Source organism: Streptomyces sp. SM18 (assembly GCF_002910775.2).
GTDB lineage: Bacteria > Actinomycetota > Actinomycetes > Streptomycetales > Streptomycetaceae > Streptomyces > Streptomyces halstedii.
The window spans coordinates 2,782,924-2,800,923 of record NZ_CP029342.1; the positions used below are offsets into that span (position 1 = coordinate 2,782,924).

Consider the following 18,000-nt stretch of genomic DNA (forward strand, 5'->3'; position numbering starts at 1 on the left):
CGACACAGGCCGGCGCACATCGGGGCCGTCATGCCGCGGAGGGCAGCTCGGCACTCCGTCCGTCGGCCTCCAGGTCGCCGGTGTCGCCGGCCCGGGACGCTCGGCCGCCGAGGATGTACACGTAGGCCAGAAAGGCCAGTTCGGCCACCACCCCGATGGTGATCCGCGCCCAGGTGGGCAAGCCGGACGGGGTCACGAAGCCCTCGATGACACCGGAGACGAACAGGATCAGGGCCAGCCCGACCGCCATGCCCAGTGCGGCGCGGCCTTGTTGCGCCAAGGCGGCACGTCTCGTGCGGGGCCCCGGGTCGATCACGGTCCAGCCGAGGCGCAGCCCCGTTCCGGCTGCGACGAACACCGCGGTGAGTTCGAGCAGGCCGTGCGGGAGTACGAGTCCCAGAAAGGTGTCCAGGCGCCCCGCCGAGGACATCAGACCGATGCCGACGCCGAGGTTGAGCACGTTGAGGAAGAGGATCCACACGACCGGGACGCACAGGAACGCGCCCAGCACCAGGCACATCGCCGCGGCCTGAGCGTTGTTCGTCCAGACCTGGGCGGCGAAGGACGCGGCCGGGTGGCTGGAGTAGTACGTCTCGTACTCACCGCCGGGCCGGGTCAGGCTGCGCAAGTCGTCGGGGGCGGCGATCGACGCCTGGACCTCAGGATGGGTGCCGATCCACCAGCCGATGACCGCCGCCAGAACGGTGGACAGCACCGCCGTGGGTATCCACCAGTGCCGCGAGCGGTAAACGGCTGCCGGAAAGCCCGCGGTCAGGAAGCCCACGGCGTCCCGCCACGAGGCCCGCCGGGTCCCGGTCACGGTGGAGCGGGCACGGGCGACGAGCTGGGTGAGGCGAGCGGTCAGCTGGGGATCAGGCGCACTGGACTGGATCAGCGAGAGATGGGTGGCCGTGCGTTGGTACAGGGCGACGAGTTCGTCGGCCTCCGCGCCTGTCAGGCCGCGCCCTCGGTGCAGAAGGTGGTCCAGGCGGTCCCACTCGGCGCGGTGGGCCGTCACGAAGACGTCGAGATCCATGGTCGACTGCTGCTCCAGGCGTGGGTGCGTACGGGTCCGTACTACTGCGGCGCGCTGCGGGTCAGCTTGGCAGACTGAGCTGCCGAGGGGCGGACAAGGGCGGCGGAGGGCAGGCGGCGATGAGTGAGCTCGTGACCGGAGACGCGGTCGTACTGGGATTGCGGCCGGCGAAGTTGCCGAGCCGGGCATTGGCGATCGCGATCGATCTCGCTGTCGTTCTGACTGTATTCATGCTGGTATCGATCGGCCTTGCCGTGGCGACCGTGTCGCTGGACGAGGCGGCCCGCGCCGCTGTCGCGGTCGGCGTCTTCCTGCTGGTGCTGGTGGGCGGGCCGATCGCGGTCGAGACGCTCAGCCACGGCCGGTCGCTCGGAAAGCTGGCCTGTGGGCTGCGCGTCGTACGGGACGACGGCGGTCCGATCCGTTTCCGGCACGCCTTGGTGCGGGGGGCGATGGGCATGGTCGAGCTCCTCGGGACGTTCGGCGTCGTCGCCTGCGTCTCGTCGTCGGTGTCGGAGCGGGGCCGGCGGCTCGGCGACGTGTTCGCGGGCACCCTCGTCGTACGTGAACGGGTGCCGGCCGGTCGCGGCCTCGCGGTACCGCCGCCCCCGCCCTGGCTCGTGGGGCGCTTCACCCAGCTGGACCTCTCCGCCGTGCCGGACGAACTCTGGCTGGCCGTACGGCAGTACCTCACGCGAATGCATCAGCTCGACGCGGCCGTGGGGTGGTCGATCGCCGAGCGCCTCTCGGCTGATCTCGTCGCCTGTACGGGGACTCCGGCGCCGCAAGGGGTGCCCGCGGCGGCGTACTTGGCGGCGGTGGTCAACGAGCGGCAGACACGCGATGTCCGCCGGGTCGTCGCCACATCGGCCGGAGGTGCCCAGCTGTACACGCCGACCGGGCATCCGCAGCAGGGGTTTGGGGTGCGGGACGCCCGGCCGACAGGCTCCTACGCGCCCACGGGAACTCACTCGACCGCGCCTGCGGGAACCCATGGGGCGGGAGGGCCCGTAGGCCCAGCCGGCACAGGTCCCTCAAGCGCCGCAGGCCCCACCGGTCCTGCGGACAGCACCGGCTCCGTGGACCCCGCCGGGCCGGGGGGATCCGGCGCCCCGGCCACGAAGGGTTTCGCGCCGCCCGCGTAGCCACTTTCCCCGCACCGGTCCGGTCGGCCTGCTCACCCCGCCTCGCGGGGCGCCGGGGAGGGCGGCGACTCCAGTTCCTCCAGCTCGATGCCGGGGGCCGCGAGAACCACGTCACCGGCCAGGTGGACGGTGTGCCGTTCACCGGTGTCCAGTGCGCTGACCTGGTATTCGTCCACGATCAGGGGCCCGTTGTCAGTGGCGTGCGCTTCACTGTTCACCAGGGCCCAGGACTGATCGACGGTACGGGGCGCGAGGACCGGGTCCGTGAAGGTGACCACGCGGACACGGGTCTCGGGGGAATCGGGGGTGAGGCGCAGGAGTCGGCTGGTGGCGACCAGAAACGCGGGGGAGGTTCCGGAGAAGGTGTGGGCGCGGACATTGCCTTCGGTCGCGTACGCGCCCGTCGGGTCCGTCCGTACCCAGGTGACGCCTTCGAGTGCGGCGCCGCGCACCTGCCAGCTCGCGGCGTGCAGTTCGAGGCGGATCGGACGGCCGAGCTCGTCCAGGGCCAGATCGACCGAGCCCAGATGGGCGCCGGAGGGCGCCGTGGTCTGGGAGACGTAGCGCCAGCCGGACGGTCCGGGGGCGCAGTGGAAGTGTTCTTCGCCGAGGGGGGTGTGGTCGTGGAGATCGTGGAGCGAATATCGGCCGCGGGGCATGGGGTCCTTCGAGTCCTCGGGGTTCCTCGGGCCGTGCGCGTGCGGTGACGAGCCGGACCGTCAGACGCGGGTGTCGGGCCGGCACGCACGGGCGCCGGGCGTCGGACCAACGGGCACAGGGCTGCCGGTCGGGCCCCGTCGCCGAGCCGGCAGGCACGGGTGCCGGGCCGAGCCGTCGGACAGGGTGCCGAGCCGGGCCGCCGGACGCGGGGGTCGCGCAGTCGGGCACACGGGTCGGGCATACGGGTCGGGCACAGGGCCGACCAGGTGCACGAGACGGGGCAGGCCCCCGGCACGGGGGTGCGGGGGCCTGCGCTCGGATCGCTGCCAAGGACGGCTGCCGGACCGGGACCGACAGGGCGCTCGGGCTCGGGTGACACACCCTCACCCGGCCGCCAGCCGCTCGGCCGGCAGGTGGTACCCAGCCGCTCGGCCGGTGGTACCCGGCCGCCGGCCGCTCGGCCGGCAGGTCGTCCGGTCGGCGGGTGGCTCAGTAGCGGTAGAGGTCGGACTTGTAGGGGCCCTCGACCGGTACGCCGATGTAGTCGGCCTGCTCGGGGCGCAGGGTCGTGAGCTTCACGCCCAGCGCGTCCAGGTGCAGGCGGGCGACCTTCTCGTCCAGGTGCTTGGGCAGCACGTAGACGTCGGTCGGGTACTCCTCGGGCTTGGTGAACAGCTCGATCTGGGCCAGGGTCTGGTCCGCGAACGAGTTGGACATGACGAACGAGGGGTGGCCGGTGGCGTTGCCCAGGTTCAGCAGGCGGCCCTCGGAGAGCACGATCAGGACCTTGCCGTCCGAGAACGTCCAGGTGTGGACCTGCGGCTTGACCTCGTCCTTGACGATGCCGTCGATCTTCGCCAGACCGGCCATGTCGATCTCGTTGTCGAAGTGGCCGATGTTCCCGACGATGGCCTGGTGCTTCATCCGGGCCATGTCACCGGCCATGATGATGTCCTTGTTGCCGGTCGTCGTGACGAAGATGTCCGCGGTCTCCACGACGTCGTCGAGGGTGGCGACCTGGTACCCGTCCATCGCCGCCTGCAGGGCGCAGATCGGGTCGATCTCGGTGATGATCACGCGGGCGCCCTGACCGCGCAGGGACTCCGCGCAGCCCTTGCCCACGTCGCCGTAACCGCAGACGACGGCGGTCTTGCCGCCGATCAGTACGTCGGTGGCGCGGTTGATGCCGTCGATCAGCGAGTGGCGGCAGCCGTACTTGTTGTCGAACTTCGACTTGGTGACCGCGTCGTTGACGTTGATCGCCGGGAAAAGGAGGGTGCCGTCGCGGTGCATCTCGTACAGCCGGTGCACACCGGTCGTGGTCTCCTCGGTGACACCGCGAATCTCGGACGCCAGCTGGGTCCACTTCTGGGGGGACTCGCCGAGGGTCCGGTTCAGCACCGTGAGGATGCAGGCGTACTCCTCGCTGTCCGCGGTCGCCGGGTCCGGGGCCGCGCCGGCCTTCTCGAACTCGACACCCTTGTGCACGAGGAGGGTGGCGTCACCACCGTCGTCGAGGATCATGTTCGGGCCGCCGGTGGGGGTGTCCGGCCAGGTCAGTGCCTGCTCGGTGCACCACCAGTACTCCTCCAGGCTCTCGCCCTTCCAGGCGAAGACCGGGATGCCGGCGGGGGCGTCGGGGGTGCCCCCGGGGCCGACCGCGATGGCCGCGGCGGCGTGGTCCTGGGTGGAGAAGATGTTGCAGGAGGCCCAGCGGACGTCGGCGCCGAGGGCGACGAGGGTCTCGATGAGCACCGCGGTCTGCACCGTCATGTGCAGCGAACCGGTGATACGGGCGCCGGCCAGCGGCTGCGCGGCGGCGTACTCCTTGCGGATCGACATCAGGCCGGGCATCTCGTGCTCGGCGAGGGTGATCTCCTTGCGCCCGAACGGGGCGAGGGAAAGGTCGGCGACCTTGAAGTCCTGGTGCTGGGCGGCCGTCGTCATAACGGGCTGCTCCTCGTGATGGGTCGAGGGTGGGCTGGCTGGCTCTGCGGTGGCGGCGGGCACACGAATGCCCGGGTCATCACAGTGCAGTCCGTCGGAGGCCCTCTCTCCCTCGGCCGGCCCGCGACCGCGGGCCGATCGACCGCCATCAGCAGCGACGTCTGGTACTGCGACGAATCTACACCGATCGGCCCGGCGGGCCCCAGCCCACCCGGGGATCCGGGTGGGACGCGGAGCCGATCCGGGCCGAAGGTCAACGGTTCAGTGGCCGGAATCGTCCGGCGGGGCCGAGGCCTCGGAAGCGGCCGAGGACGGCGAGGAATCACTCGCCTCCGAAGAGGCCCCGGCACCCGACGCCGTACCACCGCCCATACCGCCGCCCGTACCGGTCCCGCCGGGCGCGTCCGAGGTGGCGGGCACATCCGGGGCGTCCGGAGTAGCGGGCGCGTCCGGGGCGTCGGGCGCCTCCGGGGCCTTGCCCGGGTTGGTTCCGGCCGCGGCCGCCCGCTCGTTGTAGATGTCGGGTTCGAGGTAGATCACCCGCGCGATCGGGACGGCCGCGCGGATCCGGGACTCGGCGGCGTTGATGGCGTCGGCGATCTCCGCGGCGGACTCGTCGTGCCGTACGGCGATCTTCGCGGCGACCAGCAGTTCCTCCGGGCCGAGGTGGAGCGTACGCATGTGGATGATGCGGGTGACGGTGTCACCGTCGACCACGGATGCCTTGATCTTCTCGACGTCCTCCACCCCGGCCGACTCACCGAGCAGCAGCGACTTCGTCTCCGCGGCGAGGACGATCGCGATGGCGATGAGCAGGACGCCGATGCAGAGGGTGCCGATGCCGTCCCAGACTCCGTTGCCGGTGCCCAGCGCCAGACCGACGCCGCCGAGGGCCAGGACGAGACCGACGAGCGCGCCGAAGTCCTCCAGGAGGACGACGGGCAGCTCGGGCGCCTTCGCCCTGCGGATGAACTCCGTCCAGGAGAGCTTCCCGCGGGTCTGGTTGGACTCCGCGATGGCCGTCCGGAACGAGTAGCCCTCGGCGATGATCGCGAACACCAGCACGCCGACGGGCCAGTACCAGGCCTCGATCTCGTGCGGGTGCTTGATCTTCTCGTAGCCCTCGTAGATCGCGAACATGCCACCGACCGAGAACAGCACGATGGAGACGAGGAAGGCGTAGATGTAGCGCTCGCGCCCGTACCCGAAGGGGTGCTCGGGGGTGGCCTGCCGCTTCGCCCTCTTGCCGCCGAGCAGCAGCAGGCCCTGGTTGCCCGAGTCCGCGACCGAGTGGACGCTTTCCGCGAGCATCGACGACGAGCCACTGAAGAGGAACGCCACGAATTTGGCCACTGCGATCGCGAGGTTGGCGGACAGTGCCGCCACGATCGCCTTGGTTCCGCCTGACGCGCTCATGGGTGGGTGGTGTCCCTTCCTCAGTGCTGCGGCTCGGTCGCCGCGGTTCGGCGGGACATTCTTGCAGCCGCTGTCGGGGACGGTGTGTCAGATGACCACGGTCGCGCGGAACAGCGTGCCCGTACCGGTCACTTCGACCGTTTCGTCTGCCGGGACGAAGACGGCCTCGCCGGGAGCGAGGGTGAGTTCACCGGTCTGCGGGCCGCCCGCCGTGCACAGGAGGATCTGCGGGGCGGCCGTCGTCAGGTCCACGGGCGTTCCACCGGTCGGCAGGACGTAGCGCGACAGACGGAATTCGTCGACCGGGGTGTCGTAGAGCTCCTCGCCGGTGGGCGAGGCCTCGGGGCGCAGGATGTCGGGATCGGTGGCCTCGAAGCGGACGATGCGCAGCAGTTCGGGTACGTCGACGTGCTTGGGGGTCAGTCCGCACCGCAGGACGTTGTCGGAGTTGGCCATGACCTCGACGCCGAGCCCGTCGAGGTAGGCGTGCGGCACACCGGCGCCGAGGAACATGGCCTCGCCGGGCTGGAGCCGCACGTGGTTCAGGAGCATGGCGGCGATGACGCCCGGGTCGCCGGGGTAGTGGCGGGCGATCTGGGCGTACGGGGCGTGGGCACCGCCGAGCCGTTCGGCCGCCTCCGCCGCCTCCTCGACGGTACGGGCCATCGCGTCCGGTTCCGCCGAGAGGATCGCCGTGAGGACCTCGCGCAGGGCAGCCTCTTCGGGGTGGGCCCGGAGGAGGTCAACGTACGGCTTGAGGGAGTCGACGCCGAGGGCTCCCATCAGCGCGGCCGTCTCCGCGGGCCGGCGGAAGCCGCACAGGCCTTCGAAGGGGGTGAGCGCGCAGACCAGTTCGGGTTTGTGGTTGGCGTCCTTGTAGGTGCGGTGCGGTGCGTCGACCGGGATGCCGCGGCTCTCCTCGTCGGCGTACCCCTGGCGTGCCTGCGTCAGGTCGGGGTGGACCTGGAGGGAGAGGGGGGCGCCGGCCGCGAGCAGCTTGAGCAGGAAGGGGAGCCGGGGGCCGAAGGCGCGGACGGCCGCCGGGCCCAGCTCGCGTTCGGGGTCCGCGGCGATGATGTCGGAGAGCGCCTGTTCGGTGCCGGTACCAAGTCCGTTGCCGGTGGGGCGGGTGAGGCGGGAGGGGGCTCCGGGGTGGGCTCCCATCCACATCTCGGCCTGGGGTTCGCCGGTGGGTGCGGTGCCGAGCAGTTCGGGGATCGCTGTCGTGGAGCCCCAGGCGTAGGGGCGCACGGTGTTGGAGAGCCGGTCCATGGAATGTCGTCCTCGTGGGGTGCGCGGGGGCGGGTGGTGCGGGAAGGGGAAGCCGGATCGTTCGTCGGAGGAAGGGAGCCGAAGCCGGAGCCGAAGTCGGAGCCGGAGTCAGAGGCCGAGTCGGAGGCCGAAGCGGGAACCGGAACCACCGGACCGGAACCTCCGGACCCGAGCCACCGGACCGGAACCGGCCACCGGGCCCGTCGGCCCCGGACCCGGGGGAACCGGACCCGTCGGAACCGGAATCCTCAGCTCTGATGCTCGGAGGCGGAGGCCAGGGAGAGGTACACAGCGGCGAAGTCGGTGATCGCCAGGAGTTCGGCGAGTGCCTCCAGTTCGCCGCCCTCCTGTGGTTCGAGTTCGCTGATGGCCGTGTCATGGCTGAGGGCGAGTTCACGGGCGGCCGGTGCCGCGCTGAGACCGCCCGTCGGCCGGTCGCGGAGGAGGACCACCCTGGCGCGCATCGCCTCGGGCTCGTCCACACGGTCGCGGAAGAAGTCGTCGGGGTCGGCCGCGGCGGCGAACGCCCCGGCGAGCAGCCCCCCGTGGGCGGGCAGCGCCTGTGGAAGCTCGGCCACGAGCGCCGGGCGTCCGGCGAGTTCGGCCAGGACGGCGGCGAACCGGCGCCCGACGGGTCCCGCCGCCTCGCCCTCCGTCCAGACCAGGGGCAGGCTGCCGGCGAGCTCGGCCGCGAGGGTCTTCGCCGGGTTGCTGTACGTGGCGATGGCGGGTCCGCACCGCTGGGCGGCTGCGTCCAGGCGGTCCGCGACCTTGTGGAGGACGTCGGGCGGCGCCTCGACCAGGCCGACCCGGTCCAGCAGGGCCAGCAGCGGCGTCAGCAGGGCCCAGAGCGTGCCGGGACCGGCGGCCGCGGTCTCGGCGTCGTACTCGCCGTACGGGGCCGCCGCCATCGGTACGACGAGTCCGTGCACCCCGTCGACCGTCTCGCGCAGCGGCGAGCGTACGGGGGCGACCGCGACGACCGTGCAGCCGCGCCGGTACGCCTGCTCGGCGAGCAGCGCGAGGCCGGGTTCCGAACCGTCCGCGGTGGCGATGAGCAGCAGGTCCACGGACCCCGCCCAGCCCGGCAGGGCCCAGCGCAGCGCCCCGGCGGCCGCCGCCACCCCGGTGGGCCGGATCGGCGTGACGGGCGCGGCGGCGCCCGCGAGCGCGCCGATCAGGTCGGCGACGCCGGTCGCCGCCGTACCGGGGCCCGCGACGAGGACGGCGCGTGGCCGGCCCTCGGGGGCCAGCGCGCCGATGCCCGCCTCGTCGGCGTGCCGGGCGGCGGTGCGGACGCGCGCCCCGGCCTCGGCGGCTCCGCGGAGCAGTCCGCGCCGATCGGCTCGGGCCAGGTCTTCCGGGGCGTCGAGCAACGACTCGTCGAGCATGGCGGTGGGCCTCCGATCACCGTGCTGATCAGGGTGCGGGATACGTGTGCCGGGGGTCAGGCGGGGCGGCGGGCCTCGTCGACGAGGAGGACGGGGATGCCGTCGCGCACCGGGTAGGCGAGCGCGCAGTCCGTGTTCGTGCAGACCAGCTCGGGGTTCTCGGCGGCGGACCGGTCGTCGAGCGCGGCGTGGCAGGCCGGGCAGGCGAGGATGTCCAGGAGACCGGCTTCGAGCGGCATGGGGTGGGTCCCTTCGAGCATGGCGTACGGATCAGGTCGGGCACGGGGCGCGGATCGGGTGTGAACCGGTGCGATCCGCGGCCCCCGGGGCCTGGTCAGCCTACCGCCGGGCCGACACCGGCGCGGCGCGGCGGGCCCACGGGCCCCGGTCCCGCCTCTCTACGCGCGCACCAGGGCCAGTACCTCGTCGCGCACCGCGGTCATCGTCGCCGCGTCCCGGGCCTCCACGTTCAGGCGCAGCAGCGGCTCGGTGTTGGACGGGCGGAGGTTGAACCACCAGTCGGTGCTCGTCGCCGTCAGTCCGTCCAGCTCGTCCAGGGTCACGTCGTCCCGGCTCGCGTACCGTGCCCGGACCGCCGCCAGCCGGTCCGTCTGGTCGGCGACGGTGGAGTTGATCTCGCCGGAGCCCGCATAGCGGTCGTACCGGCCGACGAGCCCGGAGAGCGGGCCTTCCTGGCCTCCGAGGGCGGCCAGGACGTGGAGGGCGGCGAGCATGCCGGTGTCGGCGTTCCAGAACTCGCGGAAGTAGTAGTGCGCGGAGTGCTCGCCGCCGAAGATCGCCCCGTGCCGGGCCATCTCCGCCTTGATGAAGGAGTGTCCGACGCGCGTACGGACCGGGGTTCCGCCGTTCTCGCGGACGACCTCGGGGACCGACCAGGAGGTGATCAGGTTGTGGATGACGGTGCCCTCGCCGCCGTTGCGGGCCAGTTCACGGGCGGCCACCAGGGCCGTGATCGCGGACGGGGAGACGCCTTCGCCCCGCTCGTCCACGACGAAGCACCGGTCGGCGTCGCCGTCGAAGGCGAGGCCGAGGTCGGCCCCCTCCGCCACGACGCGTGCCTGGAGGTCCAGCAGGTTCTTCGGGTCCAGGGGGTTGGCCTCGTGGTTGGGGAAGGTGCCGTCGAGTTCGAAGTACAGGGGGACGAGGTCGAGGGGCAGGCCCTCGAAGACGGTCGGGACGGTGTGCCCGCCCATGCCGTTGCCCGCGTCCACGACGACCTTGAGCGGGCGCCCCGCGCTGACGTCGACCAGGCCCCGCAGATGGGCCGCGTAGTCGGTGAGGACGTCACGCTCGGTGACCGTGCCCGGTACGGTGCCGGGGGCCGGGGCCGGGGCGCCGTGCTCCGACCACCGCTCGACCAGGGTGCGGATCTCGGTGAGGCCGGTGTCCTGGCCCACGGGCGCGGCACCGGCCCGGCACAGCTTGATGCCGTTGTAGCGTGCAGGGTTGTGCGAGGCCGTGAACATCGCGCCGGGCAGGTCGAGGGCGCCGGAGGCGTAGTACAGCTGGTCCGTCGAGCAGAGCCCGATCAGGGTGACGTCGGCGCCGCGTGCGGTCGCCCCGCGGGCGAAGGCCCCGGCCAGCGCGGGCGAGGAGGGCCGCATGTCGTGGCCGATCACGATCGCGTCCGCGTCGGTGACCTGGACGAAGGCGGCGCCGAAGAGTTCGGCCAGCGATTCGTCCCACTGGTCGGGCACGACGCCGCGTACGTCGTACGCCTTCACGAGCTGCGACAGGTCAGCAACCACGGCCAGTCCTCCTGGGATCTCTACGGACCGCCCAAACTACCCGCCGCGCTCCGGGAGACGGGCAGGGGAGCGTCCGGCCGCGGACTTCCTGTACACGCCCGGCCGCGGACCCCCCGTACCCGCGTGCGGGCCCGGACGGATGCCGTCGCCCGAGTGCCCGTCAAACCCGCTGCGGGGACGGCGCGTTGGGCCGCACGAAGCCAAAGGCCCCGCACCCACCCCAAAACCAGGCGTCGCGGAACGGCGGCCTGACGCACAGGGAACAGCGGCCAGGAGCGGGAACGGCGGATCAGGACTCGGGGGAACGCAGCACGCGCAGGTGGCCCCGGCGCGCGACCTCCACCGGATCCGCGGTGCGGGCCCCGCGGCCCCGGCCCTCGGCCTCGCGGCTCGGCGGCCGGGCCGCCTCGCGGACGGCGTTGGCCAGTGCTTCGAGGTCGTCACCGCTGGGACGCGTGGGCGCCGAGGGATCGGCGAGCCTGACGACCTCCCAGCCGCGCGGGGCCGTGAGCCGTTCGCCGTGCTCGGCGCAGAGGTCGTAGCAGTGGGGCTCGGCATAGGTGGCGAGCGGGCCGAGGACCGCGGTCGAGTCGGCATAGACGTACGTCAGTGTCGCGACGGCGGGACGGCCGCACGCGGTTCGCGAACAGCGACGTACAGGGCTCACGATGTTGGACGGTACCGCACTCTTGAGCGGGCTGCGACGACTGTCCCCGGGGTCACGCCTCGTGTCGTCCGCCGGACGGCTCCCGTGAAGCCTTGGGCGCGACCGCGCTGACCTGCGTCGCAGCCCGTTCCGTACGGGTGCGGGCGGGACGGGTACGGGGCGTCGGCGGGCAGGTGAGGGGGCGTCCGGCGCCGGGCCGGCCGTCGCGGTCGGGGCCGGATCCGGACCCCCTGTGGCCGGAATCCTCGCCCCCGGGCACCGGGTCCGCCGGGGTCCGGCCGGCGAGGTGGGACTGGTGTCCGGCCACCGAGGGGAGACATCCGGCGACCTGCGCGGGAAGCCGTGATCGTCCCGGCCACCGGAGGGTTACGCTGCGTCGGTGATGGACAGTCCCGTACCGCCCCGCCCGTCCGAGCCACGGCCCCGCCACCGCGACCGGCACGGCCGCGGTATGCGCGGACCGGTCGCGCCACCCCAGGTGCCGCTGTCGGTCAGCAGGGCGGACACGTTCCGCGATCTCGTCCAGGACTCGGTGGAGCGGCTGGAACGGCGCTGGCCGCAACTGGCCGACGTCGACTTCCTGGTCCTCGACGTCCCGGTGGCGGCGGAGGAGACCGTACCGCTCGGCAGTTCGCTGTCGGCGGCCAAGGGCCGTCCCGCGCAGATCGTCGTCTACCGGCGCCCCGTGGAGATCCGTACGAAGAGCCGGGACGAGCGCGCCCTGCTGGTGCACGAGGTCGTGGTGGAGCAGGTCGCCGAACTGCTCGGCCTCTCCCCGGAGTCGGTCGATCCGCGCTACGGCCAGGACTGAACGGGCGGCCCGGCGGCGCACCGGCGAACGGGCCGGGCACCGCCGAGCCCGGAGAGCCGCCGCACCCGGCAGCCGGGACGGAGCACACACGGCGCCCCGTCCCCGGGTCCGCCGGGAGGGCGGGCGGCTCAGTCCTCCAGGACCGACAGGTCCTGGGTCACCCTGGGGACGTCCACCGTGCCCCCGTCGTCCGGAAGCGTCTGGACGGTGAACATCTTGATGCCGCCCTCGGTGACCGTGAGCGTGCGGGCCGCGTGGACCGGGCCGCCGGACTCCGTCTCCACCGTCAGCGCGTACGCGCCCTTGAGCCCGGACGGCACCTCCGGGGTGACCTCCAGTGTCGTCCCCGCCTTGACCGTGTAGGTCTTGACGGTCTGTTCGCCGCCCTCGCTCCCGGCGGACGTGGTCACCTTGACCTTGGCGTCGGCGGCCGGAGCGGTCAGGGACAGCACCGAGCCCTTCGCCCGGTTGTCGGCCACGGTCGCCCGGCCGCCGACCGGCTCCGTCGCCGGGATGTACGCGATCTCCTGCTTGTCCCCGCTGCCGCGCGCCACCCGCAGCGCCGCGACGATCGGGGTCGCCCCGCTGCCCACCGGGGTGAGCCGGACCGATCCGGGCTCGCCGCCGGTGACGTCCTTGAGGTCGACGCTCGCGGTCATCTGCGACTTGATGTGCAGGGTGTCGTTGCCGGCCGGTGAGAACGGCGCGTTCTTCCCCAGGAGTTGCACCTTCACGTCGGCGTCGTCCTCCCCCGGCGCGAAGGCCACCAGATGCACGGAGGTGGCATCGGCCGGGATGCCGGGCAGGACCAGGGACCCCGAGGGGTCGGTGGAGGCCGCCAGCCAGTCCGTGCCCGCCTCGTCCTCGGCCACCTTGATCGCTGCGCCGATCCGGCCGCCCCGCGTGGTGACGTGAACGGTCACGTCCTCGACGGCGTCGGTGGTCAGCGTGGAGAGCAGCAGCGGGACACTGGACCGGCCCGGGACGGTGACGCCGTCGCCGATGTCGGACGCGAGGGGGCCCTCCGGGCCGTACAGCTCGATGTCAGCGACGAGGGCGGAGTCGTCCGGGTTGGTGAGGTGGATGTAGTCCTGCCGGGTCTTGGCCGTGCTCGCGCCGGGGAACCAGAAGTCGGTGTCCGGCGCGCCGCAGCTGAGGCCGAGCAGGCCCCGGGCGCTGCCCGCGGGGCTCACGGTGGTCTGCTGGGCGGCCCAGCCGGGGGCCAGCCGGCCGGTGGCGGTGCCGATCAGCGCGGGGGCGTCCTCGTCGGAGGTCTCGGCGGTGACCGGCTTCCCGGCCTCCTTGAGCGTGACGACCGGCTTCTCCTTCTTCGCGTCCGCCTTGTCGTCCTTGCCGTCCTTGCCGTCCTTGTCGCCCTTCTTGTCGTCGTCCTTCGTGTCGTCGTCCGTCACGGGGGCGGCGGGCTTCAGTTCGGCGGTCCCCGCCTCGCCGCCGCCCTCTCCGGCCGGGGTGAGGGAGGTGTACGTCGTCTCCGCCAGCTCGACCCCGCCGGGCGAGGGGCAGAGCAGGCTGGTGCGCTCGACGGGGAGCCTGGCCGCCGCCGTCGCCTCCGGGGCTCCCACCTCGCCGGGCGCGGTGAGCGCGGCGAAGCCGGTGACGGCGGCGAGGGCGACGGTGCCCGCGATCAGGGACAGAGGGGTGGACTTCACTCGGACTCGCCTCGCGATGCGTTGCCGGTCTGCCACGGGGCCTGGCCCGGAGCAGCGTTCTCTTCGTGCCCGTCGTGCCCGCCGTACGGGGCGGCCTCGCCCGTCCCCGTTCCGTAGGGCTGCTGCTGGGCGTATCCGTACGGGTCGTACGCGTCCTGCTGCGGGTGCACGTCCTGCTGCTGGTACGGATCGGGCTGCTGGTACGGATCGGGCTGGTAGTACTGGCCCGCGTCCTGCCCCTGCGGGTACGGGCCGTAGTCGGCGCCCTGGTACTGCTGCTGGGCCTCCCACTCCCCGTAGCCCTGCTGCTGCGGCACGGCCGCGTACCCGCCGGTCTCCTCCTGGCCGTCCTGGACATGGGGCTCGCCCTGGAGGTGGGCGTACGCGCCGGTGTCCTGCTGGGCCGGGATGTAGCCCGGGTACCCCGCTGCCTCGGCGCCGTCCGGATGTCCCACCGGCTCGGCGGCGTCCGGGTAGCCCGGGTACCCCGCCGGCTCGGCGGCGTCCGGGGAGCCCCCGGGGGCCGCCGCGCCGTCCTGGGCCGGGCCGCCGTCCTCGGCGTACGGCTCGAAGGCCTCCGGGGCGTCCTGCCCGGCCTCGCCCGTGGCCGCCGCCTCCGCCTGGGCCGCGCGCAGCCTGCGGGCCCGGCGTCCCTCCCCTTCGACCGGCTCGGCCGGAACGGTCTCGACCTCCTCGGGCAGGTCGTCGTCGATCTCCTTGCGCCGGCCCGGCAGGGCCATTACCACCAAGACCACACCCAGCGCGACCTGCGCCCAGACCCACACGGTGTGCGTGAACGGCGCGTCGTACGTCAGGTCGAGCCTGCCGCCCTTCGCGGGCAGTTCGAAGCCCTGCGCCCAGCCGTCCAGGGTCTTCGGGGTCAGCGCCCGGCCGTCCAGCGTGGCCGTCCAGCCCGGGTCCGCCGTGTCGGCGATCCGCAGCACCCGTCCGGCGTCGCCGTCCGGGAGGTCGGTGTGCGCCTCGACGGGGCCGGAGCCGACCGGCACGTGCTCGGTGCTCTCGTCGCCCTCACCGTCGGGGACGACCATCACACGGGAGACCTGCCGGGTGACGGCCCACAGGGCGCTGCCGTCCAGCTGGCTGCGGCGGCTCAGGCCCGGGGTGGCGTCCAGCACGCGGCTCATCTGGCGGGGCGCGCCGTCCCGGACGAGGACGTAGCGGATCGCGAAGCCGCGCAGCTGGCTGCCCTGGTCGGCGCCGGAGCCGGCCACCAGGTTGGCGACGACCTTGTCGAGCTGCGGGTTGCCGTCGCCCGCCGCGGTGAGTTCGGCGTCGCCGAGGCGGACACCGGAGCCGCGGACCAGGCTGTACGAGACGTCGGCCGGGGAGGAACCGCCGAGCACCAGGGTGCGCGGCTGGTCCCGGGTGCCGCTCTCCTCCGCGACGAACGCGGGCACCTGCACCGGGTCGCGGCGTTCCAGCGGTCCGGCCGCTCCCCCGATCATCCAGCCGGCCGCCGCCACGACGGGTGCCAGCCCGGCGGCCAGGGCGATCAGCGCGGCGACCGGCTGACGCCAGCCGAAGCTGAGCGCCGCGACCCGGACCCGTGCGCCGTCGGCGCCGAGCAGGGCGGCGGCGATCAGCGCGCTGCCGTAGACGAGGGTGGCGGGGCCCGCCCAGGCGGAACCGTTGGTGAACCCGGCGAAGGCCAGGCCCACGAGCGCGACGGCCCAGGCGGTACGGATCGCGAACTGCCGCTCCCCGCGCAGCAGCGCGGCCAGCGCCGCCAGCACGACGCCGAGCAGCAGGACGCCGCCCGCGGCCTTGGGCCCGCCGGGGCTGATGCCGAGCAGGTCGAGGGCGGAGGCGGAGCCGGCGCCCAGGTCGAGGCCGGCCTCCTTGAGGAAGCCGGACGGGCTGGTCAGCAGCGACAGCGACCACGGCGCGAGGGCCAGCAGCGGCGTGCCCACCGCGGCCAGGACGCGCAGCCCGTACGCCATCAGGTCGCGTCGGCGCAGCGCCAGCACCGCGATGCCGAGGACCACGGCCAGCGGCCACACGACGGGGGTGAACGCCATCGTGACGGTGAGCAGCAGGGTGTACGCCCAGGTGGCGCGCCAGCTGCCGCGTACGGTGCCGTCTCCGCGCAGCCCGTACGCCGAGACGCCCGCGCGGGCCATCAGCGGCAGCAGGACGGCCAGCAGTGCCGTGCCCAGGCGGCCGGTGGCCAGTGCCCCGGTCGCGGCGGGCAGGAAGGCGTACGCGACGCTCGCCCAGGCCCGCAGCAGCCGGGATTCGAGCAGCGGCCGGGAGACGAAGTAGGCGGTGAGCCCGGCGAGCGGGACGGAGCAGACGAGCAGCAGCGTCAGCGCGAAGCCGGTGGAGCCGAAGAACAGGGCCGACAGGGCGGCGAGCATCCCGAGGTACGGCGGCGCGGTCTGGGTGCCGCCGGTACCGATCGGGTGCCAGCCGTCCGCGTACCGTCCCCAGAGGCCGGAGACGTCCTCGGGCGCGGGCAGCAGGGCGCCGCCCGCGAGGGAGCCGCCGCCGAGCAGGCCGCGGCAGGCGACCAGGGAGACGAGGAGCAGGAGGGCGAAGAGCACCGGACCGGGCTTGCGTCCGATCCGCTTGAGCCGCGCGAACTGGTCGATCTCCAGGAAGTCCGCGTCGTCACCGCCGGGCCCGGACTCCACGGCACCGTGGCGTGAGCCGCCGGCCGCGTCGGAGTCGGTGCGGTTGCCGAAGTTCCCGGCGAACTGCTCGACGGTCGCGCGGACGGTGGCGCCGGCCGGCGGGAAGAGCGACCGCAGATCGGCGGCGTCCACGACGCCCTTGCCGCGGGCCCGGCGCCCGGCGAGGATCCGCCCCGGCCGCAGCAGGGTGCCGAAGAGTCCGGCCACCTCGTCGAGCGCCTGGCCGGGTGCCTTGCCGACGAGGTAGGCCAGGGTGCGCAGCAGGGTGCCGAGGACGAGCCGGAGCATCGCCCAGGGGAGCTGCTTGCCGCGGGCGTTGACGAGCATCGTGTAGACCGCGCCCGCCTTGTCGACGCGGTGCGGGCTGGCGACGGAGCGTCCGGCGCAGTCGATGGGACGGCGTTCCCTGGCCGAGGCCTCGGCGTGCCGCAGGACGGCGTCGGGGGCCACCAGCACCCGGTGGCCGGCCATGTGGGCACGCCAGCAGAGGTCCACGTCGTCGCGCATGAGCGGGAGGCGCCGGTCGAAGCCGCCGAGCTCCTCCCAGACGTCCCGGCGGATCAGCATGCCGGCGGAGGAGACGGACAGCACGGTACGGACCTGGTCGTGCTGGCCCTGGTCCTGTTCACGCCGGTCGAGCCCGGTCCAGCGGCGTCCGCTGTTCGCGATGGAGACGCCCGCTTCGAGCAGTTGCTTGCGGTCGTACCAGCCGCGCAGCTTGGGTCCGACGATCACGGCGTGCGGGTCGTTGTCCACGACGCGCAGCAGTCCGGCGAGCGCGTCCGGCGCGGGCGCGCTGTCGTCGTGCAGCAGCCAGAGCCACTGGACGGGTTCGCCGTGGGGGAGTTCGGGAAGGTCGTAGGCGTCGTCGCGCCAGGCGCGGGTGACCGGATCCCATCCGCTGGGGCGCTTGAGGTACGGCAGTTCGTCGGGGGTCAGGACGCCGGCCGTGCGGGCCGCCTCGTCGACGGCGGTGCCGAAGTTCGTACGGCGGGCCAGGTGCAGCACCCGCTCGTCGCCCAGCGCCTCGGTGACCAGGCGGGCCGAGTCGTCGGCGCTTCCGGTGTCCGCGGCGACGGCGTTCTGGACGGGGCGCTCCTGCCCGAGCAGTCCCGCGAGGACGTCGGGCAGCCAGCGTGCGCCGTCATGGGAGACGAGCACGGCGGTGACGACGTGCCGGGGGAATTCTGGGGCGGCGGCCGCGTTCGGCTCCGCCGAATGGCTGCTGTGCACGGACATCGAGGTACGGGCCCTCCGGCCGGATCCGGAGGGGTGTCCCCCCGGGGGCTGCTCGGTGTACACGCGCGCCCTGGCGGGGCGTTGGCGCGTCTCGGACGGGGCCCCACACTAACGGTAAGGGCTGTCCCGTAATCCCTGGTGGATCAGCGCACGGCGTCAGATGCGGTACATCGCAAGGCGGAGGGACGTCCGCATACTGGATGTATTCGGGCGTCCCGACAACGCGGCGAGGTGCCGTAGCTGTCGTCGTGCGCCCGCCAGGGATGACGGGACAGCCCTTAGGGATGTCCGCCCCGCGCCGAGCGTGTTGACCGACCGCGGGC

13 protein-coding genes are annotated in these 18,000 nt (G+C 73.3%); 2 read left to right on the plus strand and 11 right to left on the minus strand.

Translation table 11 applies throughout. From position 1 onward, the window contains the following. Nucleotides 1–28: 28 nt before the first annotated feature. Entirely contained in the window at nt 29–1,036 is a 1,008-nt protein-coding gene (locus B9S64_RS12225; RefSeq protein ID WP_103492756.1) for a stage II sporulation protein M, read from the minus strand. Nucleotides 1,037–1,155: 119 nt separating this feature from the next. Between B9S64_RS12225 and B9S64_RS12230 the strand changes: the two genes are divergently transcribed. Next, a complete protein-coding gene (locus tag B9S64_RS12230) occupies nt 1,156–2,181 on the plus strand; it encodes an RDD family protein (protein WP_103492755.1) in 1,026 nt (341 codons plus the stop codon). Nucleotides 2,182–2,213: 32 nt separating this feature from the next. On the opposite strand, the gene B9S64_RS12235 is transcribed toward B9S64_RS12230, so the two are convergent. The 8 genes from B9S64_RS12235 to B9S64_RS12270 form a co-directional block, all read right to left on the minus strand. Further along, nucleotides 2,214–2,840 (minus strand): hypothetical protein, encoded by a 627-nt coding sequence (locus B9S64_RS12235; protein ID WP_028441205.1) that lies wholly within the window; start codon nt 2,838–2,840, stop codon nt 2,214–2,216. A gap of 490 nt (nt 2,841–3,330) precedes the next feature. Further along, nucleotides 3,331–4,788 carry an adenosylhomocysteinase gene (ahcY, locus tag B9S64_RS12240; protein WP_103492754.1) on the minus strand — a complete coding sequence of 486 codons (1,458 nt, stop codon included), beginning with the start codon at nt 4,786–4,788 and terminating at the stop codon, nt 3,331–3,333. Nucleotides 4,789–5,049: 261 nt separating this feature from the next. Beyond that, nucleotides 5,050–6,204, minus strand: coding sequence for a cation diffusion facilitator family transporter (locus tag B9S64_RS12245; RefSeq protein WP_103492753.1), 1,155 nt, complete (start codon nt 6,202–6,204; stop codon nt 5,050–5,052). Nucleotides 6,205–6,291: 87 nt separating this feature from the next. Beyond that, on the minus strand, nt 6,292–7,476 hold the full coding sequence (manA, locus tag B9S64_RS12250) for a mannose-6-phosphate isomerase, class I (RefSeq protein ID WP_103492752.1): 1,185 nt from the start codon (nt 7,474–7,476) through the stop codon (nt 6,292–6,294). Nucleotides 7,477–7,724: 248 nt separating this feature from the next. Beyond that, on the minus strand, nt 7,725–8,867 hold the full coding sequence (locus B9S64_RS12255; protein ID WP_109492042.1) for an SIS domain-containing protein: 1,143 nt from the start codon (nt 8,865–8,867) through the stop codon (nt 7,725–7,727). Between the two features lie 56 nt (nt 8,868–8,923). Further along, on the minus strand, nt 8,924–9,106 hold the full coding sequence (locus B9S64_RS12260) for a Trm112 family protein (RefSeq protein WP_028441210.1): 183 nt from the start codon (nt 9,104–9,106) through the stop codon (nt 8,924–8,926). A 159-nt stretch (nt 9,107–9,265) separates the two neighbouring features. Continuing rightward, nucleotides 9,266–10,636, minus strand: coding sequence for a phosphomannomutase/phosphoglucomutase (locus B9S64_RS12265; protein ID WP_103493193.1), 1,371 nt, complete (start codon nt 10,634–10,636; stop codon nt 9,266–9,268). 289 nt (nt 10,637–10,925) lie between these two features. After that, nucleotides 10,926–11,306: a DUF3499 domain-containing protein gene (locus B9S64_RS12270; protein ID WP_078552000.1), complete on the minus strand. Its 381-nt coding sequence runs from the start codon at nt 11,304–11,306 to the stop codon at nt 10,926–10,928. 379 nt (nt 11,307–11,685) lie between these two features. On the opposite strand from B9S64_RS12270, the gene B9S64_RS12275 reads away from it, so the two are divergent. Next, entirely contained in the window at nt 11,686–12,114 is a 429-nt protein-coding gene (locus tag B9S64_RS12275; RefSeq protein ID WP_103493194.1) for a metallopeptidase family protein, read from the plus strand. A 128-nt stretch (nt 12,115–12,242) separates the two neighbouring features. Here the strand turns inward: B9S64_RS12275 and B9S64_RS12280 are convergent, their stop codons facing one another. Further along, on the minus strand, nt 12,243–13,784 hold the full coding sequence (locus B9S64_RS12280) for a DUF5719 family protein (RefSeq protein WP_103493195.1): 1,542 nt from the start codon (nt 13,782–13,784) through the stop codon (nt 12,243–12,245). Beyond that, nucleotides 13,781–17,677 (minus strand): glycosyltransferase, encoded by a 3,897-nt coding sequence (locus tag B9S64_RS12285; RefSeq protein WP_103493196.1) that lies wholly within the window; start codon nt 17,675–17,677, stop codon nt 13,781–13,783. Before B9S64_RS12285 ends, B9S64_RS12280 begins: the two co-directional genes overlap by 4 nt. Nucleotides 17,678–18,000 lie beyond the last annotated feature (323 nt).